The organism is Streptomyces sp. C1-1, assembly GCF_050214755.1.
In the GTDB taxonomy this organism is placed as follows: domain Bacteria; phylum Actinomycetota; class Actinomycetes; order Streptomycetales; family Streptomycetaceae; genus Streptomyces.
Genome location: NZ_CP189826.1, coordinates 913,227 through 938,950, shown reverse-complemented (window position 1 = coordinate 938,950; position 25,724 = coordinate 913,227). Strand labels below are relative to the sequence as shown.

Below are 25,724 nucleotides of genomic sequence, written 5' to 3'. Positions count from 1 at the left end.
CGCACCCGCCACCCCCGGCGCGAACGCATATGCCCTCCGAAGGGCATCGGCTGCGCGCAGCCGCCCACTTGGTGATCGCTTCCGACTGCCTCGGGCGAGCCCTCACCGGCCGTCCGGAGCGGGCCGCACCGGGACCAGGTCGGCGAGACCGGAGACCGTGAGCACGGGCCGCAGCAGTGCGTCGGCGATCAACTCGATGCGTTCGGCGCGGGCGAACAGCACGTTGAGACCGGCGCTGTCGAGGTACTCCACGCCGCTCAGGTCGATGACGACGTGCCCCGGCAGGCGATCGAGCGCGTCGGCGAGACGGCCGCTGTTGCTCATGTCGATCTCTCCCGTGGCCGTCAACAGCGCGGTTCCGTCGGCGGTTCGTCCTTGGGCGAGGGTCAGCTGGGCAGACGTCACGGGATCCTCGTATGCATCTCGACGCTGGTGCCTGACGGGCCGGGTGTGACGGTCACATGGCTGGACAGGGCGTGCATGATGCCGATGCCCCGACCCCGAAGGGAGGTCGGGTCCGGACTGCCGGGCTTCCACCGCCCGCTGTCGGCGACCGTCACGTGCACGCGGTCGGTGAGGATCTCGGCGCTCAGCCGGATGGTACCGCCCGGGCTGTCGCGGTGGGCGTGCTCGACGGCGTTGGCGCAGGCCTCACCGGTGGCGATGAGGACGTCCAGAGCGGTGCGTACGGGCAGTTCGCACAGGGTGAGCCAGTCGCGCAGGGCGTGGCGCGCGGTGGCGAGCTGCCCCGACTCCGCCGGAAAGGCGATCTGCAGGGGCGCCGGATGGCGGTAGAGCAGCAGCGCCACGTCGTCCTCGTACCCGTCCGCCGGAGCCAGTGCGGCCATGACGTGATCGGCCAGTTCCGAGGGGGGCAGGTCACGGCCGGTCTGGAGGGCCCCGCCCGCCGCCTCGATGCCCTGGTCGAGCACCTGATGGCGGCGTTCGACGAGACCGTCTGTGTACAGCAGCAGAGTGGACCGGGCCGGCAGTCGGCAGACGCTGTCGGAGCGTTCGCGGTCGGGACGGACGGCCAGCGGCAGCCCGCGGCCGCCTTCGAGCAGGCGCGTGGTGCCGTCGGGAAGGGCGAGCACGCTCGGCGGGTGCCCGGCGGCGGAGTAGGTGAGGCTTCCGGTGCGCGGGTCGAGCACCCCGCAGAAGACGGTCGTGCAGAAGGCGCCCGGAATGCCGCCGGCGAAGTGGTCGAGCGCCATGAGCGTGCGCGCGGGGCTGGGGTCCTGAAGGAACAACGCACGGCAGGCGCTGCGTAGTTGGCCCATGACGGTGGCCGCCTCCAGGCCACGCCCGACGCAGTCGCCGACCACGATGCCGGTGCGGTCGTCCGGGAGGGTGATGACGTCGTACCAGTCGCCGCCGATCTCCAGTGGCGGAGTGGCGGGTTCGTAGCGTGCGGCGAAGCCGGCGGGCAGCTGGGAGGGGCCGAGGATGGCGCGTTGCAGGGCGAGCGCGGTGTCGCGCTGCTGGTCGATCTGGTGGTTGCGGGCCAGAGCCTGGGCGAGGTGGCCGGCCAGCAGCGCGAGCAGCACTTCGTCCTGGCCGCTGAAGCGACGGGAGGCGCCCAGTTCGATCCACATGGCCAGCGGGCCGTCGGGGTGCTCCAGCAGGACGCCCGCCCCGGTGCCTTCGCACACCGGGGCGAGCGGGGGATGGTGCTGCAGCTTCGTGATGGCCTCCTGCCGCTGAGCGGGGAGGTCCTTCCAGGACAGCGGGCCGGTGGCGGTCAGTGCTGGGGGCTCGTCCGCGGTGAAGAGCGCCGTGAGGACGTACTCGGCCTGCCACAGCTGCCGGAACTGGCTCAGAGCCGTCGTGAGCGCTTCGTCCAGGCCGGCGGTCTCGGCCAGACCCGTGCTGAGGGCGGCCAGGGCGCTTTCGCGTTGGGCGGCGTAGCGCTCGGCGGTGATGTCGCGGAAGGTGCCGACGATCATGCGCCTGCCGGTGTCCGGGTCGTGGGCGTCGTTGAAGGCCGCCCTGATCCACAGGCGGCGCCCGTCCCGGTGGGTGAGGGGAAGGGTGTGGTTGCCCCGTCCCTGACGCAGCAGGTCGGCGAAGGTGTCGGCGACGGTCCGACGGGCCTCCGGGTCGGCCGCGGCATCCGGCCACCAGGGATGAGGCGGCGCGCACGGCAGGATCGCGGAGCCGTGGCCGAGCAGCGTGGTGAACGCGGTGTTGGTCTCCAGCACCACACCGTCCTCGTCCATGACGAGCAGCGCTTCCTGCAGGGAGTCCACCAGTGCGGTACGCCAGCGCACGTGGTGGGTGCGCAGGTGGGCGAGTTCCACGTTGGCACGCACACGGGCCAGCAACTCGGCCGCGGCGAACGGTTTGACGAGGTAGTCGTCCGCGCCCGCGGTCAGTCCTTCGATGGCTGCCTCCTGGCCGGCGCGGGCGGACAGCAGCAGAACGGGCACCGAGGCGGTCCTGGTGTCCGAGCGCAGGGCGCGGACCAGGCTCAGTCCGTCCATCATCGGCATCATCACGTCGCTGACGATCAGGTCCGGCGTGTGGGAGCGGGCGGCGCCGAGCGCCTCCCGGCCGTCACTCACGGCGTCGGTCTCGTAGCCGGCGCCGTTGAGCATGCGCACGAGGTACTCACGCATGTCGGTGTTGTCGTCGGCGACCAGGACCCGCGCCCGCACCGGTGCCCCGGAGCCGGGCTCGGGAGCGGCGGTGTCGGCGCCGGCCTTGTCCTGCACGGCCGTGCCGGTGTCGGCGGGCAGCCAGCGCATCGCCTCCTGTACGAAGGGGACGGCCGTGGCCGACGCGGCCCGGGCCTGGGACGAGGTGCGGACGGCCTCGGTGGGCAGGTGCGCGGACCCGAAGGGCAACCGGACGGTGAAGCACGTGCCGTTCTCGGGGCTGCTGTCCGCCGTGATGGTGCCGCCGTGCAGTGCGACGAGTTCCCGTACGAGGGCCAGGCCGATGCCACTGCCCTCGTGCGAGCGCGCGCGGACACCGCCGATGCGGTGGAAGCGTTCGAACAGCCGGGGCAGTTCGTGTGCGGGGATGCCGACACCGGTGTCGTGCACGGTCACCACCGCCCGGTCGTCCTGGGCTCGGACCGTGACGCGGATCGATCCGTCGAAGGTGAACTTCAGCGCGTTGCTCAGCAGGTTCAGGATCACCTTCTCCCACATGTCGCGGTCGATGTGCACGGGGCGGTCCAGTGGTGGGCAGTCGACGGTGAGGGTGAGGCCGGCCCGGTCGACGGCGGAGCGGAAGACGCTGGTCAGCTCCGCGGTCACGGCGGCCAGGTCGACCGGCTCGTAGGAGGCCTGCATCCGGCCGGCCTCGATGCGGGAGAAGTCCAGCAGGGTGTTGACGAGCTTCCCGAGCCGCAGCGCGTTGCGGTGGATCGCCTCCAGTTCCTCCCGGACCTGGGCGGGCGCTTCGGTCAGCTGTTCCTTCAGCTCCTGCACGGGTCCGGAGATCAGCGCGAGGGGGGTGCGGAACTCGTGACTGATGTTGGAGAAGAACGTCGTCTTGGCCCGGTCGAGCTCGGCCAGTTCCTCGGCCCGCCGCTGCTGGTCGCGGTAGCTGCGGGCGGAGCCGATGCCCGCGGCGAGGTGTCCGGCCACCAGTTCCAGGAATCCCCGGTAGCCCTCGTCGAGGGCGCGATAGCGGTTCAGCGCGGCGACGAAGAAGCCGTGCGGCGTGCCGCCCGGTTGCAGGAGCGGTAGCAGCAGGGCCTGCCCGGGTGGTTCGGGCCAGTCGCCGCTCGGCAGTCCGGCGACGACGTCGGCGTCGAACGGGACCAGCACCGCTGTCCCGTCGGCGAGATCGGCCCACGGCCAGGGGCCGGCTGCCTGCTCGGGCGACAGCAGGGGCGGTGCGGCCGGGTGCCCCGGCGGGATCCCCGTGGTGCCGCTCAGGTGCGCGCCGTCCTCCCGGAGGAGGTAAGTGAGGGTGAAGGGCAGGTCGGCGAGGTTCCGTTCGAGCTGGCGGCCGAAGAAGGCCAGCGTCTCGCCCTCCGTGCGCACGACGGTGGGATCGGAGCCCAGGTCACGCAGCGTGGCCATCCTGCGCGCCCCGATGACGCGCTCGGTGTCCTCACTGACCACGCAGAGCATGCCCACCACGGTGCCGCCGTCGTCGTGCAGCGGGCTGTACGAGAACGTGTGGTAGGTCTCCTCCCGGTAGCCGGAGCGCTCCAGGAAGAGCAACAGGGCCTCGTCCCAGGTGGCTTGGCCCGAGGCCAGGACGTGGTCGATACGGGGACCCACGTCGGACCAGATCTCCGACCACACCTCGCTCGCCGGCCGGCCCAGCGCCCAGGGGTACTTGCGCCCCAGGGTGTTGCGGCGATAGGCGGCGTTGCAGAAGAAGGTGAGGTCGGGGCCCCACGCCATCCACATGGAGAACCGCGACGACAGCAGGATGCGCACCGCTGTCCGCAAGCTCTGCGGCCAGCCCCCGGGCGGGCCCAGCGGAGTGGCCGCCCAGTCGACGGCGGCGAGGTCCGCGCCGACCTCCGGATCGGCGGCGAACGCCTCGGTCCAGGCCGCGCTCATTCCGTCGTCGCCGTTCCGGTCGTTGTCTCTGTCCGCGTGCCCCACCCGATTTCTGCTCCTGATCCGAGGCCGGCGGAGAGCCGGACGTGCATTGTCCCGGCTTTCCGCGATGTCGAGAGATATTCCGCCGCGCCCTCGCTGACGGATGCAGCGCGGGACATCCGGAGTCACATCGAAAAAGAGATGTTTGTTCGAGCGGCGACGGTGCACACGAAGAGCTAACACAACCTTTATGCGACGAAGTGGAGACGGACAATGGGCATCATCGCGTGGATCCTCATCGGCCTGCTCGCCGGCGCCATCGCCAAGGCCCTGATCCCGGGCAAGGACCCGGGCGGCATCATCATCACCATGCTCATCGGTATCGCGGGCGGCCTGCTGGGCGGCTGGCTGGGCAAGGTGATCTTCGGTGTGGACTCCATCGACGGGTTCTTCGACCTTTCCACCTGGATCGCCGCGATCGTCGGTTCCCTCATCCTGCTGGCCCTCTACCGCGTCTTCGTGGGTAATCGACACTCGCACCGTCACGCCTGACACGTCGGTGGCATACGCCTTCGGGCCCCGTCGGACGGCTCCCTTCCCTGAAGAGGGGGAGGGAGCCGTCGCGTTGTTCGCGTCCTTGTTCACGGGGTGAGCGGGCGGTAATCCGGGCGGGGCGGGGTAATGGGATTGCGTTCAGCCTCCGTTGAGAAGGAGCCGAGGATGACCGATGACGCCTATCTGTTCCTGCTGGGCGACGCGTCCGCGCAACTCGGGGTGAGTCCCGCGGCCGTCGGTGACCTCGCCTGCATGGACACACCCGCGGTGCGCGCGTGGCTGGACGCGCAGGGGAGTACGGCGACCTCGCCGCACCTGCGGCTGCTGCCGCCGGAGGAGACCGCGGCGATCCCCGAGGGAGCCGAACGGCTTCCCGTCCCCTTGAACGACGAGGAGTTGGGCCGGGTCCGCCACGCGATGTCGGCGCAGCCGCTGGCCCAGGTGGAGGACGAACTGCTCGCGTACCGTGACTGCGCCGACGGCCGGGACGCGCTGATCGGCCGCGCTCTCGCCGCGGGCGTGGCGCCGCACCGGATCGTCGAACTGACCGGGGTGGATCCCGCCACGGTCACGGCGGCCGCGAACGGCTGACACATCGGTCCTTCCGCCGCCGTGCGGAGTGTGGGGCGCGGGGAACAGACTCGGCTGTTCCCCGCGCCCCACATGTGCTCTCGGTCAGCCGCACGTCAGCGTGGGCTTCGCCCAGTCGCCGTGGTCGTTGCCGTTTCCGTCGCCGGCGTCACCGACCTTGAGGTCGATCACCTGGGCGCCGCTGACGTCGACGTCGATCGCCACCGCGGCCTGCTTGCCCCGGATCGTCGGCGTGGTGACCAAGGTCCTGCCGTCGGCGATCACGGAGAACGTCACCGTTCCCGCGCCGCCCGTCTCGTCGTCGACGCCGACGTCCGCCGTCAACCGCGAGCAGTGCCCGGCGAGATAGAGCGCGACGTCGCTGACCGAGTTGGTGCCCAGGCCCTTGGTGTAGGCGGTTCCGGCGATGCGGATCGGACGGCCGTCCCCGGCCGCCTGCTCGCCGACGCTGCTGTCGCGCTCCACCGGGCCCCATCCGTTGGTGGCGGACAGGAACGGCAGGTCGCTCACCGCGTTCTCGCCGGCCGGCGGGGCGGGCGGGATCCCGCCGACGATGCGCTCGTCCTCGCCCACGGCCTGCCGCCCGCTCTGCCGGTAACGCACGGTCGCGGTGACCGCCGAGGCGGACGGAAGCGTCCCGCTCGGCGGCTGGACCTTCCAGGTGAACGTGGCCGACCCACCGGCCGGCACGCGTCCGACCGAGGTCGGGCTCGTCGCGCTGACGCTCCAGCCGTCCGGCGCGGAGAGCGAGGCCGTCAGACTGGACACGGGCGGCTTGTCCTTCGGCACCCGCAGCGTGGCCCGGGCCGTGAAGGCCTGCGCCGGCTGAGCGGTGTCGGGCACGTCCAGGGAGACGTCGGCTCCCGGGCGCTTCGGCATCGCGTACGTGCGGGGGTCGTAGCGGGGGCTGTCGTTCTGCGCGACGCGCAGGGACGAGGCGTAGCTGCCGTAGTCGGTGAGGGAGACCTTGCCCAGTCCGCCGGTGCTGCCGTCGAGGTTCCACACGGCGATGGCGACGCTGTTGCGGCCGTTCGGGTCCAGGATGCCGTTGGGCACCGGGAAGGTGTGCTGCGGGCCGAGGTAGTTGACGTAGTTGCCGACCTGCCAGCCGTTGACGAAGATCGTCGCGCGGTACTTGCGTGACGGGTCGTCGGTGAACGTCAGCCCGAGCGAGGTGTCCTGGCCGTGCGGCAGATCCAGGTCGACGTCGGTGCGGTACCAGGAGACGCCGGGGCGGGTGTCGGTCGTCGGCAGGGACACCCGGTTCCACTTGCCGTCCGGGTAGCCCGGCAGGGACCAGCCGGCCCGCTCGCCGTACAGGCCGCCCGTCGAGAGCGGTCCGCGCACGGTGTCGTGGAGGTCCTCGCCGCCGCGTACGCCCTGCACCCGCCAGGTGACGGAGGTCAGCGGCGCACCGACGAGGGAGGCACTGGTCAGGCCGCGTGGCGCCTTGTTGCCGTTGGTCGAGTTGTAGTCCTCCTCATGGCCCATGTTCACGGTGAGGACGGAGAGGACGTTGTCGCCCTTCGCCTTGACGGAGTCGGCCGGGAAGGAGAAGTCGGCGCTGCCCTTGGTGGAGCTGCCCAGGAAGGTGCCGTTGAGCCAGGCGGAGAACGCCTGCGCCCCTCCGCCGGAGTCGGAGACCAGGTGGATGCCGGTCTCCTTGCCGGTGGTGCGGAAGCGTCCGCGGTACCACGTGTTGCCGGTGTGGAAGCCGTAGTCGTCCGCGTACAGGACGGGCAGTGAGTTGGCGCCGGAGACGCTGTTGGTGGTGCTCTTGTCGGCCACCTGCCAGCCGGAGTCGTCGAAGGCCGGTGCCGCCTCGGGGGACTCCTCGGCATGCTTCCAGCTCTTCAGGGCCGGCAGGTGCACGGCGGCGGCCACCGGGATCTTCCCGGTGAGGCTTCCCGTGTCGGTGGCCCGGGTCTTCACCGTCCTGCCGTTCCAGGTGACATGGTCGGCGGAGGTGAACACCTCGATGTCCTTGTCGTCGGCGTTGTCGCCGGTGAGCGCCACCGTGTGGCCGCCGTCCAGGCTGGTGGCCGTGCGCAGCAGGTGGGTGCCGCGCACGAGCACCGGACCGGTCGCCGTGTCCTGGCGCCAGAAGGTCTTGGCGGTGTCCTTGTCACCGACGAGCAGCATCAGTGGGGGCTTTCCGCCGCCGGTGACGGCGATACGGATCAGTCCCTTGTGCGTGTAGTCGAGCCGAAGGTCACCGCTGGCCTCGTCCCAGGTGGTGGTGACCGCGCCGCCGCTGGTGGTCACGGTGGGCCGGGAGGAGTAGCGCAGCACGGTCTCGCCGTCGCTGCCCGCGTCGCCGTAGAGCACCGCGTCGTCCCGGTCACCGATGGCCGCGCTGGTCATGATCTCGGAGGTCGAGTACTGCAACTGCGCGTTGCCGAGCCGGTAGTCGGCCGTGATCACGTGGGAGTCGCGCCCGTCGAGGGTGATCGCGGTGCCGGGCTGCTGGGGCACGACCGGGTAGGTCGGTTCCGCGGCGGCGGCCGTCGGCACGTCGACGGCGTCGATGGACACGTAGTTGTCCGTGGAGCCCGAGCTGTGGTCGCCGGCGACGACGATCTTCAGGGTGTGCGCGCCGGACGGCAGACCCGTCTTCTGGAAGACCACCGCCTGGTTCTCGCCGCCGGAGTCGTCGACCGTCGCGACCTTGGTGCCGTCGAGGTAGACGTCGGCGTAGCCGTGGTTGTCGGTCTTCGATCCGATCCATCGGATCGCGGTGCCGTCGAAGGGGACGGTGAGGGAGTCGCCGGCCTTGTTGGAGAACGACTCGGTGTGTTTGTAGTCGCCCCCGGTGTAGCTCGTGTCGTGCACGTGCGACCACGAACCGGTGTACTGGAGCGCGGAGTCGGGGTCGTCCCAGGTGTAGGTGGTGTCGTTCGCGGGCTGGGCGTTGAGGTCCAGCGAGATGTGCGTCCTGTCGACCGCGGTGGATGTGGAGTTCCCGTGCCGCAGCACATGGAACTGCGTCTTGGTGTCGGGGTTCATCCGGGCGGTGTCGACGATCGCGGAGTCGTCCGGCGGCGTGGTCCTGATCGCCTCGGTCTTGGTCAGCGGGGCGACCGACTGGGTGAAGTACCCGATCAGCTTGTCCTCGTAGTACTTCGGATCGAGCTGGCGGTTCTCGCGGATCGCCGCCCCGTAGTCGTACGAGGTGTAGTTCTGCGGCATGCCCAGCCAGCCCCAGTTGGTGCCGCCGTAGGTCATGTAGAAGCTCTGCGCGGTCGCGCCGACGGCTATGTTCTGCTTGTAGAAGACGTCGGCGAACCGGTCGTTGATCAGCTGGGCGCACTTGTCGTAGCCCGGGCCGCCCCAGGGGTCGAAGGCGCCGCCCTGGAACTCCGGCGAGTACAGCGGCTTGCCGGCCGGGTGGTCGTAGCTGATGTCAGGGACGCCGTTCCACTTCGTGGGGTTGGAGCAGTCGAAGCCCTGTGGGTAGGAGTCGGGGCCGTCGACGTCCAGGGCGCCGGTGCCGGAGTTGAAGGTGCCGTTGTTGTTGCCGGTCAGCGGGACGGAGATGCCGTCGGCGCGGGCCTTGTCCTCCAGGTGCTTCATGTAGGAGTGGCCGGCGGCGGAGCCGTTGTAGTACTCGTTCTCGACCTGGTAGGCGATGACCGACCCGGTGCCGTTGGTCAGTTGGTGGCGGGCGATGATCCGGTCGATCCGGGTCAGCCACTCGTCCGCGTACTTCAGGAAACGCGGGTCGTCACTGCGGTTGTTCTCGGCCTTGGTGGTCAGCCAGCCGGGCAGACCGCCGCTGTCGACCTCGGCGTTGATGTAGGGCGCGGGGCGGGCGATGACGTAGAGCCCGGCCTCCTGGGCCATGTCGAGCAGCTTGTCGACGTCGCGGACGCCGCTGAAGTCGTACACGCCCGGCTTGGGCGAGTGGTATCCCCAGTCGAAGTACAGCGACGTGGAGTTGAATCCGGCGGCCTTCATCTTCTGGAAGATGTCGCGCCACAGGTCCGGGCTGGGGAGCCGGAAGTAGTGGAACTCGCCGGACCACAGGTAGGTGCGCTTGCCGTCGACGAGGAACGAGTAGCCGTCGAGGCTCACCGTGTGCGCCTGGGTGGCCGAGGCGGCGGGTGGTCGCCCGCCGCTCTCCCGCGCCGCGGCGGGCGCGGTCATGCCCGCGGCCAGGGCGATGGTGGCGGCGGTCGCGAGGGCCGCCTTCCACCACCGGCCGCGGCCGGGTCTCGCAGCTTTCGAACCGAACCGATCACTCCACACTGCGGCCTCCATACCGCCTGAGCAATCAACATCCAACAGACTCAGGCAAAGTCGAACAGTAAGGGGGCGCAAGGCTCAACACAATGGGGCGGGAGAACACGGTCGGGACGGCGGGGGCGTTGCCCAACCTCCCGTCGGCTACGGGCTGTTCGGTGATCGGTGGGGCGGGCGGGACGCATCGTGCGAGGTGGCCGCCCGCAGGTCGGGTGCGGCAGCCTCGGTCGCCCGCGCACGGGTCAGCGCTGTGACCACGCTGTGGGCCAGCAGTGGATCGGCAGGCAGCACGTGGGAGGCGAACCAGCGGGCGGCCGACGGATCGGGGGAGGGGTCGACGAACTCGCCACCCGCGTAGTCGTCGAGCGGAGGGTCGAAGACGTATCCGGTGACCACGCCGTGCCGCACCAGGCGGTCGACGAGGACGTCACGGTCGTGGACGAGGAGCGGCACCCGGAACAGGGGCAGAGCGCCGTCGTACGCCGTCCGCTCGCGCAGGGCGGGCGCGGCCCAAGGCGTGTCGGACAGCAGCCGGACGCCGGCCCTGCGCCGGGCGAGACTGTCGTCGAGGCGGGCCATCCGCAGCGCCAACGGCGCCTGGACGAGCAGCCCGTGACGGTTTCGGAAGCCGTGCAGGTCGACCCGCATCCACGGCTCGTAGGCGGTCAGGCCCGGTGCCTTGAGGGCGCAGGCGGCCAGCAGCGGCGCGCGCAGCTCCATGCGGTAGCCGTCGCGCTCCAGCAGCCGCAGGCGCTGCATCGTCCGCCACACGGGACTCACCAGATGGCAGCCGCGCACCGCGGAGCGGGCCAGCGGCCGCAGCGTCGTGGCCAGGTCGTCGCCGAGCCGGCCCGGCACCAGGAGGTCGTCGCGCAGAGCCTCCAACTCCCGTCGAGTGCGGGCGCTTTCGACGGCGAGGAAGCCGCCTGCCTTCCCTCCCGCGTGCTTGGACAGGCTGAAGGCGGCGGCCGTCCCGAAGGTGCCGATCGGTCGGCCCGCCACGTGCGTGCCCATGGCATGCGCCGCGTCCTCGAACAGCGGGATGCCCAACTCCTCGCAACGGCGGCCCAGTTGCTCCATCCGGTCCGGCATGCCGTACAGGTTCGTGGTCAGCACCGCGTCGACGCCGCGCCACACGGACTCCGGTACGGCCGCCGGGTCGATGTTGCCGTCGCGGACCGACACCGGAGCCAGGACCGGGCGCAGACCGGCCGCGAGGACCACGAAGAGGATCACGTCGTCGGTCACCGGGGACATGAGCAGCCGTGCCCCCGGCCGGCACCAGCGCCTCAGGGCCAGGTAGAGAGCCAGCCGTGCCGAGGGCGTGTAGACGCATTCGCGTCCCAGCCGCCGGGCCATCATCGCGGCGAGTCGGGATCCGTACGGCATGAGTGCCTTCCTGTGGTGACCGGTCGTCGAGTCCGACAGGGGAGCGGCTAACGCGCCTCGGAACCCGCGCCCGGCGGGCCGGAGGTGCGCAGCCGGCCGGCCGTCCTCAGGAGCCGGTCGGCGGGCCGCCGCAGTCCGGGATGGGCCAGGACGGTGTTGCGCAGGCCGCGTACCGGCCTGCGCCACAGCCGGTGTGCCACCGCCACCGGGCTGGCGCGGTACGCGAGGCCTTCGCCGACCCGCAGTTCACGGGTCTTGAGCCAGTTCTTGTACTCCATGTCGCCGCGTCCCAGGTCCACGAGCCGCACCCCGTGGCGGCCCGCCGCCTCGACCATCCGCAGATGCATGATCAACCCGGGGGAGTAGCGGCTGAACGCGGGATCGTAGGCGGTGAACCAGCCCGCGAGGACCGTGTGGGACCGCGGCCCGAAGTGGGCGGCCACGGGACGGTCGTCGGCGTACAGCACGGACAGCATGCCGGTGAGGTGCTCCGCGCGGACGGCGAAGAGGTCGTCCACCAGGTCCACGATCCACGGCCGTGCGAAGCGGTCCATCCGTCCGGTCCGGCGGTACTGGGCGGACTTCCACCGCATGAGCGTGCCCAGCACCCGCCGGTCGCGCTCGTCGAGCACGAAGCGCACCTCGCCCGCGTCGCTCCGCAGGCGGCGCTCCTTGGCGAGCGTCGTCTTGGTGTGCCGCGGGGAGGTGCGGCGCAGCCACTCGACGTAGCCGTCGCCCTCGTCCGGAAGGTCGATCACCGGCGAGGCGAAGGTACCCGTGAGATACCCGTCGAACGGCTTCTGCTCCTCGACGAGATGGTCGAACTCGAACACCGAGAGACCGCAGGCCCGCAACAGCTCCGGCGGGTCCCAGGTGACGCCGGGGCGGTGCACGAGAGCCTGGCAGTCGGACAGGCCGTAACCGATGGCCCGCCCCACGCCGAGGGCACTGCGCTGGTGGGGGAAGAAGCCGACGGGCTCCGCCTCCTCCCACAGGACCGCCACCACGCACCCACGCCGGTGGCGGGCCGTCGCCGCCGCGAACTCCGGTGCCAGGAACGGGTTGGCGTACTGCGGCGACTCGTCCGTCGCACGGTGCCAGGCCCGGACGATCGCGGGGCTCAGCTCATCGGCCGCGTGCATCGTGACGTCCATGTCGGACCTGCCGTCCTGCCTGATGGCGGAAGGGGACGTGCAACCGGGTGTGCCACCTACCAGAGTCGTGCCGGCTCACTTCGGGCGCTTGGGCTGGACGGGCCCCGAAGAAGGCCGCACAGCCCCTGCGCGGCGCGTGCGTGCCCCCTACGCCGCGCGTGTACGACCCCGACGCCCCCCGGCCGACCATGGCCTGATTGATCATTGTGCGACTCCCGTCCGAAACCGAGACTGCTGTGGGCCAACGGCGACGCGGAGGACGGGACACTCGGTGAAACGCATCCACTTCACGGCGGAGGACCTGGCGCGGACCCGGGTGGCCACGACGATCGGCGTGGCGGCGGAGACGTACGACACGGTGAAACTCCTGAAGGACCGCGACGCCGGCCTGGCCTTTCGCCGCCGGCAGGTGTCGGTGCGCGGACGCCTCGGCCAACAGGTGGGCCCGCTGGCCGCCGTCTGATCGCCACCCGGCGCGAGGGCAGGGCGGTGCTGCACACCATCACGTCCCTGGGCGTCGCCCTGCTGGAGCACGGGCACCCGCACGCCTGAGAACCCGCCGATGGCCTATGCGGTGCCTGCCTCGTCCAGGAGGCGAAGCAGCACGTCGGCCTCCGCGCGGAGCCGCGCGGCCCGGTCGGCGTGCGCGGGAGCCGTCAACTGCGCCGCCGCCTCCAGCCGTTCGGCGGCCTCGGCGCGTACGACGTCCACCACCCGGTGCTCGGTCAGCTCACGCCGCGCCGCCTCGGTGACACCGACACCGACCGGGGACTGCTCGAGGGCGGAGCCGCGCGGTTCCGCCTCGTCCACGGGCACCGCCTCGGCGTTGTCCAGCGCGGCAAGGGTCGAACGCAGGGCGCTCACCGCCGCCTTGTCGCGGGCGCGCATCGCTTCGGGCAGTGCCTGACGCATACGAAGTCGGATGGACATGCCCGTGATCCTAAGGGCGGAGCCACGTATGTGCTGCGGGCGTACGATGACGCGGTCGACCGCACACGGTTCCGCGCCCTCGTCAAGCTAGGGCTTGCGGGCCAGGCCGGCGGCGATGAGGCGTTCCCAGACGGTGAGTTCCCGTTCCCCGTCGGCGGTCCACGGGTTGTCGTTCTTCTCGGGGCGCCACAGGGAGGCGGGCACGATGCCGGGTTCGAGGATCTCCAGGCCGTCGAGCAGGGAGGCTATCTCGTCGTCGGTGCGCCACCGGCCGCGGCCGAAGGTCTGCTGCAGGACCTTCTCGGCCTCCTCCGTCTCCGGGTTGTTGCCGGAGCGGAAGTGGCTGATGAAGAAGTAGCTGCCGGAGGGCACCTGGTCACGCCAGAAGCGGACGAGGCCGGCCGGGTCCTCCTCGTCGTTGACGTGGTGAAGGATGGCGCTGAACATGACGGCGACGGGACGACTGAAGTCGATCATCTTGACGGTGTCCGGGTGGGTGCGGATGGCCTCGGGGTCGCGCACGTCGGCCGCCACGACGCGCGTGAACTCGTTGTTCTCCAGCAGGGCACGGCCGTGGACCAGCACCTGCGGATCGATGTCGACGTAGACGACGCGGGACTCCGGAGCGTGGCGTTGCGCGACCTGGTGGACATTGTCGGCGGTCGGCAGACCGCTGCCCAGGTCGATGAACTGCCGTACCCCGGTGGTCTTCGCGATCTCCCTGACCGCACGGGTCAGGGCCGCGCGGTTGGCGAAGGCGATGGCCACCGACCCGGGCAGATCACGTTTGAACACATCGCCGATCTCGCGGTCCACGGCGTAGTTGTCCTTGCCGCCGAGCAAGTAGTCGTACACGCGGGCGATGCTGGGCTTGTTCGGGTCGATGGAGGAGCCTTCGTACGTCATGGCGCACATTCTTCCCCGCAACGGGCCCTGACGACCGCCTTTTTGAATTCCTCCAAGGCTCACGGGGTGACCCGATTCCCTTGCGAACGTGGTGCAACCATGCGAATGCCTCGCGGGTCACACAGACGAGAGCAATCACGACCGATGACCGCAAGGGGGAAATGTGATGTTGAATCGTTCTGTTCTGGTCGCCTCGGCGTTAGCGGCCCTGTCCCTGGGAACCGTCACCGCCATGGCGGCGCCGGCCTCCGCGGCGCCCAACACCACACCGCAGAAGGTCTGCGGCAGCGGCTACAAGACGGTGAACTCGGCGGCCGTCGGCTCGCGGGGCACCGTCTACCTGACGTACAACGCGTCGAACGGCAAGAACTGCGTCGCGACCATCCGCAGCAACCCGGGCACGGTCCTGGACATGTCCGCCTGGATCTACGTCCCCGACACCGAACAGGGCGACGACGACTTCGGGCAGTACGCGTCGTACGCGGGGCCGACCTACGTCTACGGCAAGGGCCACTGCGTCAGCTGGGGCGGCAACATCGACAACGTGTACGTCCAGGTGAACAACTCCAACTGCGGCACCCTGAAGGAGCAGCGGGTCACCTTCACCCGCTGACACGCAGACCCTGGGCCCGCGCGGCGGGATCAGGCGTCCTTCTGGGCGGCGGCGCGACGTTGCCGTTTGCCCAGGGGCGCCTGAGAGAGGTCCTCCGCCTGGGAGCGGAGGTTCTTGTAGCCGTACCCGCGCTCGGTCAGCCACGCCTTCGCCGCCTCCTCGGCGCGCTCGGACGCCTCCAGGATGTCCTCCTCTTCCTCTCCGGAATCAAGGAACCGGAAGGTGAAGGCGGAACGCGCCGCCAGGTCGTAACTGAGGTGCCCCTCGGGCGTGAAGGCCGCGCGCAGTACGTCGTGCTCCGCGGCGCGGGCCAGCAGTTCGGCTCGCTGGTCCGCGCCCAGCCCGTCGAAGACACCGCGGACCGTGATCCGGAAAGTACGAGTGCTCATTCCGCGACCCTAACCAGCAAGATCGGCGGCCTCCACCGAATTCAGGTGCCGCGTCAGCGCCTGGGCGCCTCGGACGGCGAGGGCGCGAGCAGGTCCGCCGCCGGCACGCTCCGCTGCGCACCTGCAGGCCGGAGTGCGGAGTGCGGAACGGGTCGAGCGCCGGGGCCGTCGGTGCCGTGCGGAGGGGCTGGCCGGCTGCGGAGGAGGTACCGGTGGACCCTACGCCGGGACCGGCCGAGGGGCGCACCGTGTTGTCGTACCCCACGGGAGGCCGCCATGACGAACCTCGATTCCGTGGCCGAAGGTCTTGTCGATCAGTTCTTCGCCCAAGGCCAGTCGGCCACCGCGCAGGCGCGGCGCTGGTCGGACACCGGAGAGCTGGACCGGCTCACGGTCAGCCAGCTGCGACTATGGGCGGCCAACCGCGTCCTGGACGCGGGAGCACGGCGCACCAGCGCCGGAGCGGCGCGAGCCACGGCCCTGAGGGAGAGAGACGTCCTGATCGGCTGGCTGGATGCGCACGGATACCGGGCCCTGGCCTGACCCCTCCGACACCTGACGGCGGCACTCGTCGACTCCTCGGAGCGGATGACGACGCCGAGGTCGGCGTGGAAAGGGGCGTGGGATGGGAAGTCGGAGACGGTGGACGACTTCGAGGTCGGTGATGTGGTGCAGCGGGCGCTGGACCGGCTGACGCTGCCGGCCGAGGCGACGACCGCACTGTCCAGCACGCTCGACTCGCACAACGGACTGAGCGGGTGTGCCGGATCCTCGTCCCGCAGCCGGCGGACTGGGCCGCGGTGGACCTGATCGAGGACGACGGCCGGCGGCGCCGTATCAGCGTCGTGCACCACGACCCCGAGGTCCTGCCGGTAGGCGGTCTGACCGGGGTGCTGCCGCCCGTTCCCGAGGTGGCCGTGGGGCCGCTGGCCAGGGTTCCGGCGGGGCCGGCCCGCTGTTGCTGACGTCCGCGGACATGCCCCCCGTCACCCAGGCCGTCGATCCCCTGCACGCGCGGCAGCTGGAGCTGTTCGACCAGCTCGGTACGGACACCGCGGTCGTCGCTCCGCTACGGGCCCGACACCAGGTACTGGGCGCGGTGACCGTCGGCCGCAGTGCCGGGCGGGCGCCGTTGACCAGCAGTGACCTGGCGATGGTGGATGACCTGGTGCATCGCATGGGGCTGGGGGTGGACAACGCGCGGCTGCACCGGGAGACGCAGCACATCGCCGAACGCCTCCAGCGGTCCCTGTGATCACCCACGACGGCGACACCCGCTGTCTGACCGGTGGCCAGGGCCTCCTCCTCGGCGTCGACCCCGATGAGCCGCGCCCGCACGCCGTCGAAGTACTGCCCGCCGGCTCGACCGTGCTGCTGCACACCGATGGCCTGATCGAGCGCCGCGGCGAGGGCCTGGACGCGGGGATGACCCGACTGCGTCAGCACGCCGCGGCCCTTGCCCGTGAGCCGCTGGAGATCTTCTGCGACGAGCTCCTCACCGGGCTGGCCACCGACCACGCCGACGACGTCGCCGTCCCCGTCGCCCGACTGCCCGAGCGTTCCCGGCGCGCGGTGGCCGAGGCCTGATCCGCGTCGACGCCGTGGCTCTCTCAGGCTCGGTACTGGGTCAGGACGTCGTGCAGAGCGTCGCTCACATGGTGGGGAACGGGCTTTCCCTGCACGAGATCCAGTACGTGTTCCGCCACGATGTGCCGGTGCATGGTGAGAGTGAGGGAGAGGTCGATCAGGCCCTGGCCCGCATCGTCGAGCGCCATGGGGCCGAGCACCATCAGTGCGCCCTCCGCCATGTGGATGGTGGATCGTGCGGCCAGCACGCGGCTCAGCCGGGTGTGCTCGGCATCGGTCAACTCCGGGTGGACGGTGGCCGTCGACAGTTCCCTGAAACGGGACTGCGGCGTTGGCGACTGCATGTGACCGCCTTGTCGTGAAGCAGAGAACACTTGTCCCACCCGGATTGCACGGGCCGGCGTCGAGGTTTCAAGCAGTGTGGCACGACGCCGACGCGTACGGGTTCCGACGCCCCTTCTCCCTGGAGCAATGCCCCGGATGCGCCCTGAACGCGCCGGTCATGGCGCGAGGTGCCGGGCGAGCCAGTCCGTGCGGGTGCGGCGGGCCGTGGCCGAGATCCGTGCCTGGGGGAACAGCGCGTCGAAGCCGTGGAAGCCACCGGCCCAGACGTGGAGCTCGGCCTGGCCGCCGGCCGCCCAGATGCGGGAGGCGTAGTCGGCGTCCTCGTCGCGGAAGACCTCCGCCGAGCCGGTGTCGATGTAGGTGGTGGGCAGGCCGGAGAGGTCGTCGGCGAGAGCGGGTGAGACGTACGCGGGGATCTCGTCGTCGGTGAGGTCACCGAGGACGGCGCGCCATCCGAAGGCGTTCATCTCACCGGTCCATACGCCGGGCACGCCGGTGTACTGGCGGCTGGAGGGCGTGGTGTTGCGGTGGTCGAGCATGGGGCAGATCAGGACCTGGGCGGCGATCGCCGGAGTGCCGAGATCGCGGGCCAGCAGGGTGACACCGGCGGCGAGGCCGCCGCCCGCGCTGGCGCCCGCGACGACGATCCGGTCGGGATCGATGCCGAGCTCGGTGGCATGCTCCGCGACCCACAGCAGTCCCCGGTGACAGTCGTCGACGGGGGTGGTGCCGGTGGCTTCGGGAGCGAGCCGGTACTCGACGCTCACCACGACCGCGCCGAGCTCGTCGAGCCATTCCAGGGGGATGTCGATCTGCGAGAACCGGTCGCCCATGACCATTCCGCCGCCGTGGATCCAGTAGACGCAGGGCGCGGCCTCGGGCTGGTCGACCTGCGCGGGGCGGAAGACCGACAGGGGGATGGGAACACCGTCCTTGGCGGGCACGGCGATCTCGCGGCGGTCGACCTGTCGGTGGGCGAGGAGGGCGTCGACGGGGGTCGAGGGGAGCTGACGCAATGCGCCGAGGACTTCCGAGTCGAGCCGGGACATGAGCGGCACGTCGGCCAGCAGCTCGCGCAGTTCGGGGTCGAGGGCAGGGCGTGCGGTGGTCATGGGGTGCTGCCTTTCGTGGAGTGAAGTGGAGTGGAGTGGTGCCGGGGGAGCGGGAGGGGAAGCGCGGCAGGCGGCCGGCTCAGAACGCGGCCTTGCCGAGGACCGGGACGTAGTCGCTGTACGCGGACTCCTTGGCCAGCAACCCGTCGATCTGCGCCACGATGGCCTGGGCGGCCTCGCCGGCGAAGAGCCGGTGGTGGTCCTCCTCGCTGGTCCAGCCCTCGGTGACGTGAACGACGTCGGGGTCGGACGCGGAGCGCGAGACGAGATAGACGACGCAGTGCTCGCTCGCCCCCGGGCTGCCCTCGTCCAGGCCGGTCAGCAGCAGTTCGACGAGCCGGTCGCCCAGGCCCGGCCGGGCGGTCAGAGTGGCGTGGAAACCATAGGTGGCGATCACGGATGCCTCTTCTCGGTCGATGGAGTGGCGTTGTGCCTGCTGATGCCAGTCAACCGCTCTGACCTGCACAAACGGTAGAACGATGCTCTCCGTCGCTTGCACGATCCTCGCGACTCGGGGAGTAGCGGTGCCGATCGGTGCTGCAATGGGGGCATGTGCCTCGAAGAGTTCCGCGCGTTGCTGGCCCGGCACGCCCGCCCCGACTGGACCACGGCCGTCGACGGCGTCCTGATCTCGAAGGTGGACCGGCCGGATCCGCCGTCGCCGTCGATGTCCGGGACGGTCCTCGCCGTCATCGCGCAGGGAGCCAAGCGCCTCGCCCTGGGCGACCGCGTCTACGCGTACGGTCCCGGCCAGTACCTGGTCGCCTCCGTCGACCTGCCCGTCACGGGGGAGTTCACCCAGGCCGACTCCGAGCGGCCGGCCCTCGGCTTCGGCCTCACGCTGGACGCGTCCGTCATCGCCGAACTGCTGCTGCGGGCAGGGCCCGGAGACATCCCCCGCGCCGGTACCGCCGTGCCCTCGGGCATCGCGGTCAGCGACGCCCCCGCCGCGCTGCTGGACGCGGTGGTCCGGCTGCTGCGCCTGCTGGACGAACCCCGTGACCGGGCCGTGCTGGCACCCCTGATCAAGCGCGAGATCCTGTGGCGGCTGATCACCGGCGAGCAGGGGGCGACCGTGCGTCAGCTCGGCCTGGCCGACAGCGGCCTGAGCCACATCTCCCGGGCCGTGCGCTGGATCCGCGAGCACTACGCGGAGCCCTTCCGGGTCGAGGACGTCGCGCACATGTCCGGCATGAGCGCCTCCGCCTTCTACCGCAACTTCCAGGCGGTGACCGCGATGAGCCCCATCCAGTTCCAGAAGCAGATCCGGCTGCAGGAGGCCCGACTGCTGCTCGCCACCCACCCCGGCGACGTCACCGGGGTCGGCCGGCGCGTCGGGTACGACAATCCCTCGCAGTTCAGCCGGGAGTACCGCCGCCAGTTCGGCGCACCCCCGAGCCTGGACGCGGCCCGCCTCCGGGACTCTGTACGCGTCCCCGCGACCGTCCTGCCCTGAGGAAGGCGAGCTGGCAGGATCGTGCAAGGAGCGGCGAGGATAGTTCTACCATCTGCCCAGGTCAGAGCGGTGAAATGGAATCCGTAACCCCACGGTTGCTCCGCGGGACAGGAAAATCCTGCCCCGTGGATCCCATCTCGCCATGAGGACTCCGCCATGAACACGGTTCTGATCACCGGCACTTCGTCCGGCTACGGACAGCAGACCGCCCGCCACTTCCACGCGCAGGGGTGGAACGTCATCGCCACCATGCGCACCCCGCGCCCGGGTCTCCTGCCCGAGTCGGACCGGTTCCGCGTCGTCGCCCTCGACGTGACCCGGCCGGAGAGCATCGCCGCCGCCATCGAGGCGGCGGGCCCCATCGACGTCCTGGTCAACAACGCGGGCGTGCCGTCCATCGGCGTGTTCGAGGGCACGTCGATGGCCCGCGTACGCGAGGTCTTCGAGACCAACACCTTCGGCGTGATGGCGACGACGCAGGCGGTGCTGCCCCAGTTCCGCGAGCGCGGTTCCGGAGTGGTGGTCAACGTGACCTCCAGTGTGGTGCTGGGGCACATGCCGCTGTCGGCCGTCTACAAGGCGAGCAAGATGGCCGTCGAGGGGTTCACGGCGTCCCTCGCCCTCGAACTCGAGCCGTTCGGTGTGCGGGCCAAGACGGTCGAGCCGGGCGCTTGCCTGACGACGAACTTCGCGGTCAGGGCGACGAACGGCACCGCACCGGACGAGCTGGTGCCGGAGCCCTACCGGGCCTTCGCGAAGAAGGCCATGGACGACTTCACCGGCCAGGACCTCTTCACTCAGGAAAGTGACGTGGCGGAGACGGTGTGGCGAGCCGTGCACGACACGACCGGACAGCTCCGGTTCCCCGCCGGCCCCGACGCGGTCCGGCTCGCCCAGGCGAAGTGACCGCACTGCGGTACGAGATGACATCGCGCCGCCACCAAGTAGCGTTCTGCGTCTTCCAGTTGGGCCGGTGTTTGCGCGCTGTCAAACTCAGGGCAACGGTCGGCCGGGTTCGGTAGTCGTACGGGGTGACACACGTCAGTCCGCAGCTCTCACCGCCAGACGCCTTTCTTCGCGGGTGGTTGGCAGCAGGGCCTTCGTACCCGGGAGGAATCATGAGCCGCTTCGCCGAGCCGCTGAGCGACGACGGGCAGGACGGCGGGAGTGGGACCACCCCACCCGCCCTCACAACTGCCCGGCCCCGCAGACCTGTTGCCGGGGTGATACGTCGCGGCGCGGTGGTCGGGGTCGTCGCCGGCCTCGTGGTGGGGACCGGCGCCTCGGCCGGCGCCGCGTCCGGCACCGCGCTCAGCGACCCCGTGGTCAGCGGGGTCACCGTCAACTCAGGGCACGACGTGATCGTGGGCATCACGCACAACGTGTCGTTCCCCGTGACGGTCACCGGGTCGGACGACTCCGGCCTGCTCTCCGCGGATGTGGATCTGAAAGGGCCGCACGGCGGCTTCTACACCACCGACGCCATGTGCGAGAACGGAACGACGTGCACGATGGTGTTCACCGTCAACGCCCACCCGGCCCCGGGAAGCGACGACCCGGTGGACCTGGCGAACGCCAACGCGGGCACCTGGTCGGCCGACACCTTGGTCGACGCCAACGACGGCGGCTCCGTGTTCGCCCCGAACGTGGCGTCGTTCGGCCTCAAGCGGGCGGCGCAGCTGACCGTGAACGCCGCATCGGAACCGGTCGCCAAGGGCGCCTGGATCACCGTCACCGGCAAGCTCGTCCGGGCCAACTGGGACACCTACCGGTACGCGGGTTACGCGGGCCGGGCCGTGAAACTCCAGTTCCGCCCGAAGGACAGCAGCACCTACACCACCGTGGCCACGGTGACCACCAGCAACACCGGCACTCTGTCCACCAAGGTCAAGGCGGTCCGGGACGGCTACTGGCGCTGGAACTTCGCGGGCACCACGACCACCGGGCCCGCCAAGGCCGCCGGCGACTACGTCGACGTACGCCCCTGACACACGAACCCGGCACCTGAGCGTGATCCTTCGGGGCCGGCCCTCGCCCAGGGCCGGCCCCGAAGGGCACTCACCAATTCACTCCTTCACGGCGTCACCGCTTCACGGCAGCGGCGGGTAGGCGTTCTGCATGAGTTGCCGGAACTGGGCGGAGAACCAGTGGCCGGCCAGCGGCGCGTTCGGCAGGGCGCCGGTGGGGTTGTTGCCGTTGAGGACGTTGCCACCGTAGGTGGGGTCACACATGCGGTCGAAGCCCTTACCCTCGTCGTTGGAGACGGCGGAGCTGGAACCGTCGGACTCGCCCGGGGGCTTGACCCACACGTAGGCGTCGATTCCGGCGGCCGGGGACGCGGTGGGCCGTTCGCCGAGGCCGGCGCCGCTCTGGTTGCACCAGTTCCCGGCGTGGATGCGCCGGTCGATGCGGCTGCCGTTGACGTAGTCGTCGACGGACGTCAGCGGTCCCGGGCCGGTGGGCCGGGCCGAGCCGCCCCAGCCGTTGCGGGAGGTGTCGATCAGCATGCCGAGACCGGAGTTGAACCCGGCCGCGACCAGCTTGTCCCGCAGGGCGACGGCGTACGACTGCTCGTCCACGTACTGGTTCCAGTCGACCCACTTCGACTGGCGCACGGTCTGGCCGTTCACCGTGTCGGTGACCTTGAAGTTCGGTTCCTTGGTGGGGCTGTAGTTGGCGGTGTCGGTGATGAATCCGGTCACGTCGTTCACGCTCGCGCCGTTGGTCGTGGCGACCTTGGCGAACTCCTGCACGGCCGGCCCGAGGTTGCTGTCCCAGCCCAGCCACCCGTGGTGACCGGCGTCGATGTAGTTGTAGACGTTGGAGATGGCACCGAGCTTGGCCAGTGCGTAGGACACGCCCTTCTCGTAGTTGCCGTTGCTCTTCATGGTCACGCAGGCGGCGGTGGTGCTGTTGGTGCCGCCGGCGTTGGTGACCAGGTTGGGCAGCGAGTCGGGTTCGATGACCGTGGCGATCCGCAGGCCCGCGTACTTGGGGTCGGAGAGGATCGCGGCGATGGGGTCGATGTACTGGGACTTGTACTTGTCGATGTCGTCCGGTCCGAGTTCGCCGTTGGAGGCGAGAGCGGCGCAGTCGCGGCCGGGCAGGTCGTAGATGACCAGCTGCACGACCAGGTCGCCGGAGCCCTTCTGCTTCAGTGCCTCGTCGAGGTGTGCGCGCAGGCCCATGCCGCCGCTGACCCCGTTGATCGCGGCGATCCGGTCGAGCCATACGGCGGTGGGCTGGTCGGCGATACGGCTGCCGCCCGGTTCGGCGGCGGCGTGGGCCGACCACTCCGGATTCACATACCCCTTGGCCCCGGCATAGGGATTGTCGACCCGGCCGCCGGTGTTGCCGCCGCCGGTCCCACCGCCCCCTCCGCCCCCGGTGCCGCCCCCGCCGCCCGAGCCGCTGCCGTCGTCGACATTGCAGGTGACACCGTCGAGGGTGAAGGTCGCGGGCACGGTGTTGGTGCCGCTGTAGGAGCCGTTGAAGCCGAAACTGACCGAACCGCCGGTCGCCAGCGCGGCGTTGTAGGTCTCGTTGGTGGCGGTCACCGCGGCACCGCTCTGAGTGATCTTCGCGCTCCAGCCGTTGGTCACCCGCTGGTCACCGGCGTACGACCATTTCAGCGACCAACTCGACTTGGCGGAAGCGTTGTTGGTGATCGTGACGGCGGCGGTGAAGCCGGTGTCCCACTGGCTCTGGATCTTGTAGTCCACGGTGCAGGGAACCGACGTGACGGCGGCACCGGCCGGTGACGCGAGGAGCGCCGTCCCCGAGGTTCCGGCGACCAGTGCCAGCGCGGCGACAAGGGGCAGTCTGGTACGACTCATGAGTACGGGTTCCTTCTCCCTTGGGTGATCATGAGTGGTGATCACGGGTTGAGGACGTGCGGGAGTTCGCGCAGCCCGAAGGAGCGCGCGCGGTGGGGCGCGGCGTCGTCATGCGAGGAGCGGGACGCCTGGTGCGATGGGGTCGAGCCCGCGGGCCGGGGAGAGGCTGATCGCACGCGCTCGCGTCGGGCGCGGCCTTCCCGGCGATGGCTCAAGGTGCTGAAGGCGGGGGGTGTCGCATGAGCGACTCCTTGCAGCTTGGCGCGTCGTGACGGACGCGTCGACTGATGGAACCGCTCCCACTGGTGCAACGGACGGTAGCGCCAACACAACTGATTGCACAGGGGTGTTGCTCGACTTTTCCGAGCTGGTTCGGTTCGAACGATTCAACTTCTTAACGTCTTGACCGCAGCCGCACCCGTCCCCACTATTGGGAGCGCTCCCACTGGTTCAAGCCTTGACCCCCCTCGAGCCGCACTCGCAAGGAGGGAACCAGAAACATGGATTCCGGACGCGTGCACGGAGTCGGGCCTTGGTCCGTGTCGAACGCCGGCCGGCGCGGCGCACGGCCCGAATGTCACGATCCGCCGGCGGACATCTCGCCGGCGGCCGTCGGCTCGTGCGCGGAGCCCCTCGAAACAGCCCCCTCTGAAGCTCCGCGTGCATGACTCCGTCGCAGGTCGACGGAGTCACCTCGCCGGGCGGTCCTCAACCCCCGAGGGTCGTCCGGCACCCCATCTTGTCAGGCACATGATCACTACGTCCGCCCTGCGAGACCGATTTGGGAGCGCTCCCAATCCGATGGGGTGCTCTCGCCATCCCCTCACACCCCCGCGGAGGAACCGCATGCAACAGTCGAAACCGCGAGCCAGGGCGCGAGCCCTGCTCGGCACCCTGCTCACATCGCTTCTCGCGCTGACGGCTCTCCTCACCGCCACTTCGCCGTCGCATGCCGACACGACCATCTGCGAGCAGTACGGCTCGACCACGATCCAGGGCCGCTACGTCGTCCAGAACAACCGTTGGGGGACCAGCGCCACCCAGTGCATCACGGTCACCGACTCCGGCTTCAGGATCGCCCAGGCCGACGGCTCGGTCTCGACCAACGGCGCCCCGAAGTCCTATCCGTCGGTGTTCAACGGCTGCCACTACACCAACTGCTCACCCGGCACCAACCTCCCGGCCAGGCTGAGCTCGATCTCGAGCGCGCCCACCAGCATCTCCTACAGCTATGTGAGCAACGCGGTCTACGACGCCGCCTACGACATCTGGCTGGACCCCACGCCCCGCACCGACGGCGTGAACCGCACCGAGATCATGGTCTGGCTCAACCATGTCGGGCCTGTCCAGCCGGTCGGCTCACAGACCGGCACCGCCACCGTCGCCGGGCGTTCGTGGCAGGTGTGGTCCGGCAACAACGGCTCCAACGACGTACTGTCCTTCGTCGCACCGTCGGCCATCGGCGGCTGGAGCTTCGACGTGATGGACTTCCTCCGGCAGGCCGTCTCCCGCGGACTCGCGCAGGACAACTGGTATCTGACGAGTGTTCAGGCGGGCTTCGAGCCCTGGCAGAACGGTGCCGGACTGGCCGTGACGTCGTTCTCCTCGACCGTGAACCTCGGCGGCGGCACGCCCGGCGGCCCGGGCGGCTCATCGGCCTGCAAGGTGACCTACGGCACGAACGTGTGGCAGGGCGGCTTCACCGCCGACGTCACGGTGGCCAACGGCGGTTCCTCCCCGGTGAACGGCTGGAACCTCGCGTTCACCCTGCCCGCGGGACAGAAGGTCACGAGCGCGTGGAACGCCAACCTCTCCGGCTCGTCGGGGGCGGTGACGGCCGGCGGTACGCAGTACAACGGGAACATCGCGGCCGGCGGGCAGGTGTCCTTCGGGTTCCAGGGCACGTACGACGGCACCTTCGCCAAACCGGCAGGCTTCACCCTGAACGGAACGGCCTGCACCGCGGCGTAAAGGCGCAGGCGCGCGTCGGCTGACGGCTCGCCCACCGGGAGCGGACGGGAGCGACCGTCCGCCACCCCGGCAACGACCCCCACCTCCGGCAACGACCCCCACCTCCGGCAACGACCCCCACCCCGCGACGGTCTTCG

General features: G+C 70.3%; 24 protein-coding genes. 12 read left to right on the top strand and 12 right to left on the bottom strand.

The genetic code is table 11. From position 1 onward, the window contains the following. Positions 1-102: 102 nt before the first annotated feature. Positions 103-405: an STAS domain-containing protein gene (locus ACQF4J_RS04140; RefSeq protein WP_351804835.1), complete on the bottom strand. Its 303-nt coding sequence runs from the start codon at positions 403-405 to the stop codon at positions 103-105. After that, on the bottom strand, positions 402-4,529 hold the full coding sequence (locus ACQF4J_RS04135) for a SpoIIE family protein phosphatase (RefSeq protein ID WP_427168558.1): 4,128 nt from the start codon (positions 4,527-4,529) through the stop codon (positions 402-404). Before ACQF4J_RS04135 ends, ACQF4J_RS04140 begins: the two co-directional genes overlap by 4 nt. Positions 4,530-4,784: 255 nt before the next feature. On the opposite strand from ACQF4J_RS04135, the gene ACQF4J_RS04130 reads away from it, so the two are divergent. Together ACQF4J_RS04130 and ACQF4J_RS04125 are read left to right on the top strand one after the other, a co-directional pair. Beyond that, entirely contained in the window at positions 4,785-5,063 is a 279-nt protein-coding gene (locus tag ACQF4J_RS04130) for a GlsB/YeaQ/YmgE family stress response membrane protein (protein ID WP_427164578.1), read from the top strand. 168 nt (positions 5,064-5,231) lie between these two features. Beyond that, positions 5,232-5,657: a DUF6003 family protein gene (locus ACQF4J_RS04125; protein WP_351563664.1), complete on the top strand. Its 426-nt coding sequence runs from the start codon at positions 5,232-5,234 to the stop codon at positions 5,655-5,657. 84 nt (positions 5,658-5,741) lie between these two features. Here ACQF4J_RS04125 and ACQF4J_RS04120 read toward each other — a convergent pair whose 3' ends face one another. From ACQF4J_RS04120 to ACQF4J_RS04110, 3 genes are all read right to left on the bottom strand, one after another. Next, positions 5,742-9,803 carry a beta-galactosidase gene (locus ACQF4J_RS04120; protein ID WP_427168557.1) on the bottom strand — a complete coding sequence of 1,354 codons (4,062 nt, stop codon included), beginning with the start codon at positions 9,801-9,803 and terminating at the stop codon, positions 5,742-5,744. A 240-nt stretch (positions 9,804-10,043) separates the two neighbouring features. Beyond that, positions 10,044-11,288: a DegT/DnrJ/EryC1/StrS family aminotransferase gene (locus tag ACQF4J_RS04115; RefSeq protein WP_427164577.1), complete on the bottom strand. Its 1,245-nt coding sequence runs from the start codon at positions 11,286-11,288 to the stop codon at positions 10,044-10,046. Between the two features lie 47 nt (positions 11,289-11,335). Then, complete coding sequence (locus ACQF4J_RS04110; protein WP_351804841.1) at positions 11,336-12,442, bottom strand: GNAT family N-acetyltransferase; 1,107 nt, start codon at positions 12,440-12,442, stop codon at positions 11,336-11,338. A 271-nt stretch (positions 12,443-12,713) separates the two neighbouring features. Here ACQF4J_RS04110 and ACQF4J_RS04105 point away from each other — a divergent pair, with 271 nt between their 5' ends. Further along, the gene (locus ACQF4J_RS04105) at positions 12,714-12,905 is read left to right on the top strand and encodes a hypothetical protein (protein WP_351804843.1); all 192 of its coding nucleotides are present in this window, start codon (positions 12,714-12,716) and stop codon (positions 12,903-12,905) included. A 104-nt stretch (positions 12,906-13,009) separates the two neighbouring features. On the opposite strand, the gene ACQF4J_RS04100 is transcribed toward ACQF4J_RS04105, so the two are convergent. Beyond that, complete coding sequence (locus tag ACQF4J_RS04100) at positions 13,010-13,330, bottom strand: hypothetical protein (protein ID WP_351582929.1); 321 nt, start codon at positions 13,328-13,330, stop codon at positions 13,010-13,012. 129 nt (positions 13,331-13,459) lie between these two features. Further along, the gene (locus ACQF4J_RS04095) at positions 13,460-14,287 is read right to left on the bottom strand and encodes an SAM-dependent methyltransferase (protein WP_351582866.1); all 828 of its coding nucleotides are present in this window, start codon (positions 14,285-14,287) and stop codon (positions 13,460-13,462) included. Positions 14,288-14,441: 154 nt separating this feature from the next. Here ACQF4J_RS04095 and ACQF4J_RS04090 point away from each other — a divergent pair, with 154 nt between their 5' ends. Beyond that, positions 14,442-14,891 (top strand): spore-associated protein, encoded by a 450-nt coding sequence (locus tag ACQF4J_RS04090; RefSeq protein ID WP_351582869.1) that lies wholly within the window; start codon positions 14,442-14,444, stop codon positions 14,889-14,891. Positions 14,892-14,920: 29 nt separating this feature from the next. Here the strand turns inward: ACQF4J_RS04090 and ACQF4J_RS04085 are convergent, their stop codons facing one another. Continuing rightward, entirely contained in the window at positions 14,921-15,280 is a 360-nt protein-coding gene (locus ACQF4J_RS04085; RefSeq protein ID WP_351582871.1) for a DUF6204 family protein, read from the bottom strand. A 276-nt stretch (positions 15,281-15,556) separates the two neighbouring features. On the opposite strand from ACQF4J_RS04085, the gene ACQF4J_RS04080 reads away from it, so the two are divergent. The 4 genes from ACQF4J_RS04080 (at position 15,557) to ACQF4J_RS04065 (ending at position 16,867) form a co-directional block, all read left to right on the top strand. Next, complete coding sequence (locus ACQF4J_RS04080) at positions 15,557-15,823, top strand: hypothetical protein (RefSeq protein ID WP_351582877.1); 267 nt, start codon at positions 15,557-15,559, stop codon at positions 15,821-15,823. 215 nt (positions 15,824-16,038) lie between these two features. After that, complete coding sequence (locus tag ACQF4J_RS04075) at positions 16,039-16,245, top strand: hypothetical protein (RefSeq protein WP_427164575.1); 207 nt, start codon at positions 16,039-16,041, stop codon at positions 16,243-16,245. An 11-nt stretch (positions 16,246-16,256) separates the two neighbouring features. Continuing rightward, the gene (locus ACQF4J_RS04070; RefSeq protein ID WP_427164573.1) at positions 16,257-16,535 is read left to right on the top strand and encodes a GAF domain-containing protein; all 279 of its coding nucleotides are present in this window, start codon (positions 16,257-16,259) and stop codon (positions 16,533-16,535) included. Further along, on the top strand, positions 16,532-16,867 hold the full coding sequence (locus ACQF4J_RS04065) for a SpoIIE family protein phosphatase (RefSeq protein WP_427164572.1): 336 nt from the start codon (positions 16,532-16,534) through the stop codon (positions 16,865-16,867). The genes ACQF4J_RS04070 and ACQF4J_RS04065 overlap by 4 nt, the downstream gene beginning before the upstream one ends. Before the next feature lie 23 nt (positions 16,868-16,890). Here the strand turns inward: ACQF4J_RS04065 and ACQF4J_RS04060 are convergent, their stop codons facing one another. The 3 genes from ACQF4J_RS04060 to ACQF4J_RS04050 all read right to left on the bottom strand — a co-directional run bounded on the left by ACQF4J_RS04060 (position 16,891) and on the right by ACQF4J_RS04050 (position 18,721). Then, positions 16,891-17,211, bottom strand: coding sequence for a hypothetical protein (locus ACQF4J_RS04060; RefSeq protein WP_351582893.1), 321 nt, complete (start codon positions 17,209-17,211; stop codon positions 16,891-16,893). A gap of 156 nt (positions 17,212-17,367) precedes the next feature. Then, the gene (locus tag ACQF4J_RS04055; RefSeq protein ID WP_427164570.1) at positions 17,368-18,324 is read right to left on the bottom strand and encodes an alpha/beta hydrolase; all 957 of its coding nucleotides are present in this window, start codon (positions 18,322-18,324) and stop codon (positions 17,368-17,370) included. A gap of 79 nt (positions 18,325-18,403) precedes the next feature. After that, a complete protein-coding gene (locus ACQF4J_RS04050) occupies positions 18,404-18,721 on the bottom strand; it encodes a putative quinol monooxygenase (RefSeq protein ID WP_351582899.1) in 318 nt (105 codons plus the stop codon). A 153-nt stretch (positions 18,722-18,874) separates the two neighbouring features. Here ACQF4J_RS04050 and ACQF4J_RS04045 point away from each other — a divergent pair, with 153 nt between their 5' ends. The 3 genes from ACQF4J_RS04045 (at position 18,875) to ACQF4J_RS04035 (ending at position 21,768) form a co-directional block, all read left to right on the top strand. Then, entirely contained in the window at positions 18,875-19,780 is a 906-nt protein-coding gene (locus ACQF4J_RS04045; protein WP_351582902.1) for an AraC family transcriptional regulator, read from the top strand. A 156-nt stretch (positions 19,781-19,936) separates the two neighbouring features. Next, a complete protein-coding gene (locus ACQF4J_RS04040) occupies positions 19,937-20,686 on the top strand; it encodes an SDR family NAD(P)-dependent oxidoreductase (protein WP_351804851.1) in 750 nt (249 codons plus the stop codon). A gap of 212 nt (positions 20,687-20,898) precedes the next feature. Continuing rightward, on the top strand, positions 20,899-21,768 hold the full coding sequence (locus ACQF4J_RS04035) for a calcium-binding protein (RefSeq protein ID WP_427164568.1): 870 nt from the start codon (positions 20,899-20,901) through the stop codon (positions 21,766-21,768). Between the two features lie 102 nt (positions 21,769-21,870). Here the strand turns inward: ACQF4J_RS04035 and ACQF4J_RS04030 are convergent, their stop codons facing one another. Next, positions 21,871-23,616, bottom strand: a complete 1,746-nt coding sequence (locus ACQF4J_RS04030) for a glycoside hydrolase family 6 protein (protein ID WP_351582911.1) — start codon at positions 23,614-23,616, stop codon at positions 21,871-21,873. Between the two features lie 846 nt (positions 23,617-24,462). On the opposite strand from ACQF4J_RS04030, the gene ACQF4J_RS04025 reads away from it, so the two are divergent. Continuing rightward, a complete protein-coding gene (locus ACQF4J_RS04025) occupies positions 24,463-25,587 on the top strand; it encodes a GH12 family glycosyl hydrolase domain-containing protein (RefSeq protein WP_351582914.1) in 1,125 nt (374 codons plus the stop codon). Positions 25,588-25,724: the final 137 nt, after the last annotated feature.

Excerpts from the sequence above, each read along its gene's own strand:
- ACQF4J_RS04030 (WP_351582911.1), bottom strand. The coding sequence starts at position 23,616 with ATGAGTCGTACCAGACTGCCCCTTGTCGCCGCGCTGGCACTGGTCGCC.
- ACQF4J_RS04100 (WP_351582929.1), bottom strand. The coding sequence starts at position 13,330 with ATGCGCGCCCGCGACAAGGCGGCGGTGAGCGCCCTGCGTTCGACCCTT.
- ACQF4J_RS04115 (WP_427164577.1), bottom strand. The coding sequence starts at position 11,288 with ATGCCGTACGGATCCCGACTCGCCGCGATGATGGCCCGGCGGCTGGGA.
- ACQF4J_RS04125 (WP_351563664.1), top strand. The coding sequence starts at position 5,232 with ATGACCGATGACGCCTATCTGTTCCTGCTGGGCGACGCGTCCGCGCAA.
- ACQF4J_RS04085 (WP_351582871.1), bottom strand. The coding sequence starts at position 15,280 with ATGAGCACTCGTACTTTCCGGATCACGGTCCGCGGTGTCTTCGACGGG.
- ACQF4J_RS04095 (WP_351582866.1), bottom strand. The coding sequence starts at position 14,287 with ATGTGCGCCATGACGTACGAAGGCTCCTCCATCGACCCGAACAAGCCC.
- ACQF4J_RS04110 (WP_351804841.1), bottom strand. The coding sequence starts at position 12,442 with ATGGACGTCACGATGCACGCGGCCGATGAGCTGAGCCCCGCGATCGTC.
- ACQF4J_RS04045 (WP_351582902.1), top strand. The coding sequence starts at position 18,875 with ATGTGCCTCGAAGAGTTCCGCGCGTTGCTGGCCCGGCACGCCCGCCCC.
- ACQF4J_RS04120 (WP_427168557.1), bottom strand. The coding sequence starts at position 9,803 with ATGACCGCGCCCGCCGCGGCGCGGGAGAGCGGCGGGCGACCACCCGCC.
- ACQF4J_RS04130 (WP_427164578.1), top strand. The coding sequence starts at position 4,785 with ATGGGCATCATCGCGTGGATCCTCATCGGCCTGCTCGCCGGCGCCATC.
- ACQF4J_RS04070 (WP_427164573.1), top strand. The coding sequence starts at position 16,257 with ATGCCCCCCGTCACCCAGGCCGTCGATCCCCTGCACGCGCGGCAGCTG.
- ACQF4J_RS04025 (WP_351582914.1), top strand. The coding sequence starts at position 24,463 with ATGCAACAGTCGAAACCGCGAGCCAGGGCGCGAGCCCTGCTCGGCACC.
- ACQF4J_RS04135 (WP_427168558.1), bottom strand. The coding sequence starts at position 4,529 with ATGAGCGCGGCCTGGACCGAGGCGTTCGCCGCCGATCCGGAGGTCGGC.
- ACQF4J_RS04060 (WP_351582893.1), bottom strand. The coding sequence starts at position 17,211 with ATGCAGTCGCCAACGCCGCAGTCCCGTTTCAGGGAACTGTCGACGGCC.
- ACQF4J_RS04080 (WP_351582877.1), top strand. The coding sequence starts at position 15,557 with ATGACGAACCTCGATTCCGTGGCCGAAGGTCTTGTCGATCAGTTCTTC.
- ACQF4J_RS04055 (WP_427164570.1), bottom strand. The coding sequence starts at position 18,324 with ATGACCACCGCACGCCCTGCCCTCGACCCCGAACTGCGCGAGCTGCTG.
- ACQF4J_RS04035 (WP_427164568.1), top strand. The coding sequence starts at position 20,899 with ATGAGCCGCTTCGCCGAGCCGCTGAGCGACGACGGGCAGGACGGCGGG.
- ACQF4J_RS04040 (WP_351804851.1), top strand. The coding sequence starts at position 19,937 with ATGAACACGGTTCTGATCACCGGCACTTCGTCCGGCTACGGACAGCAG.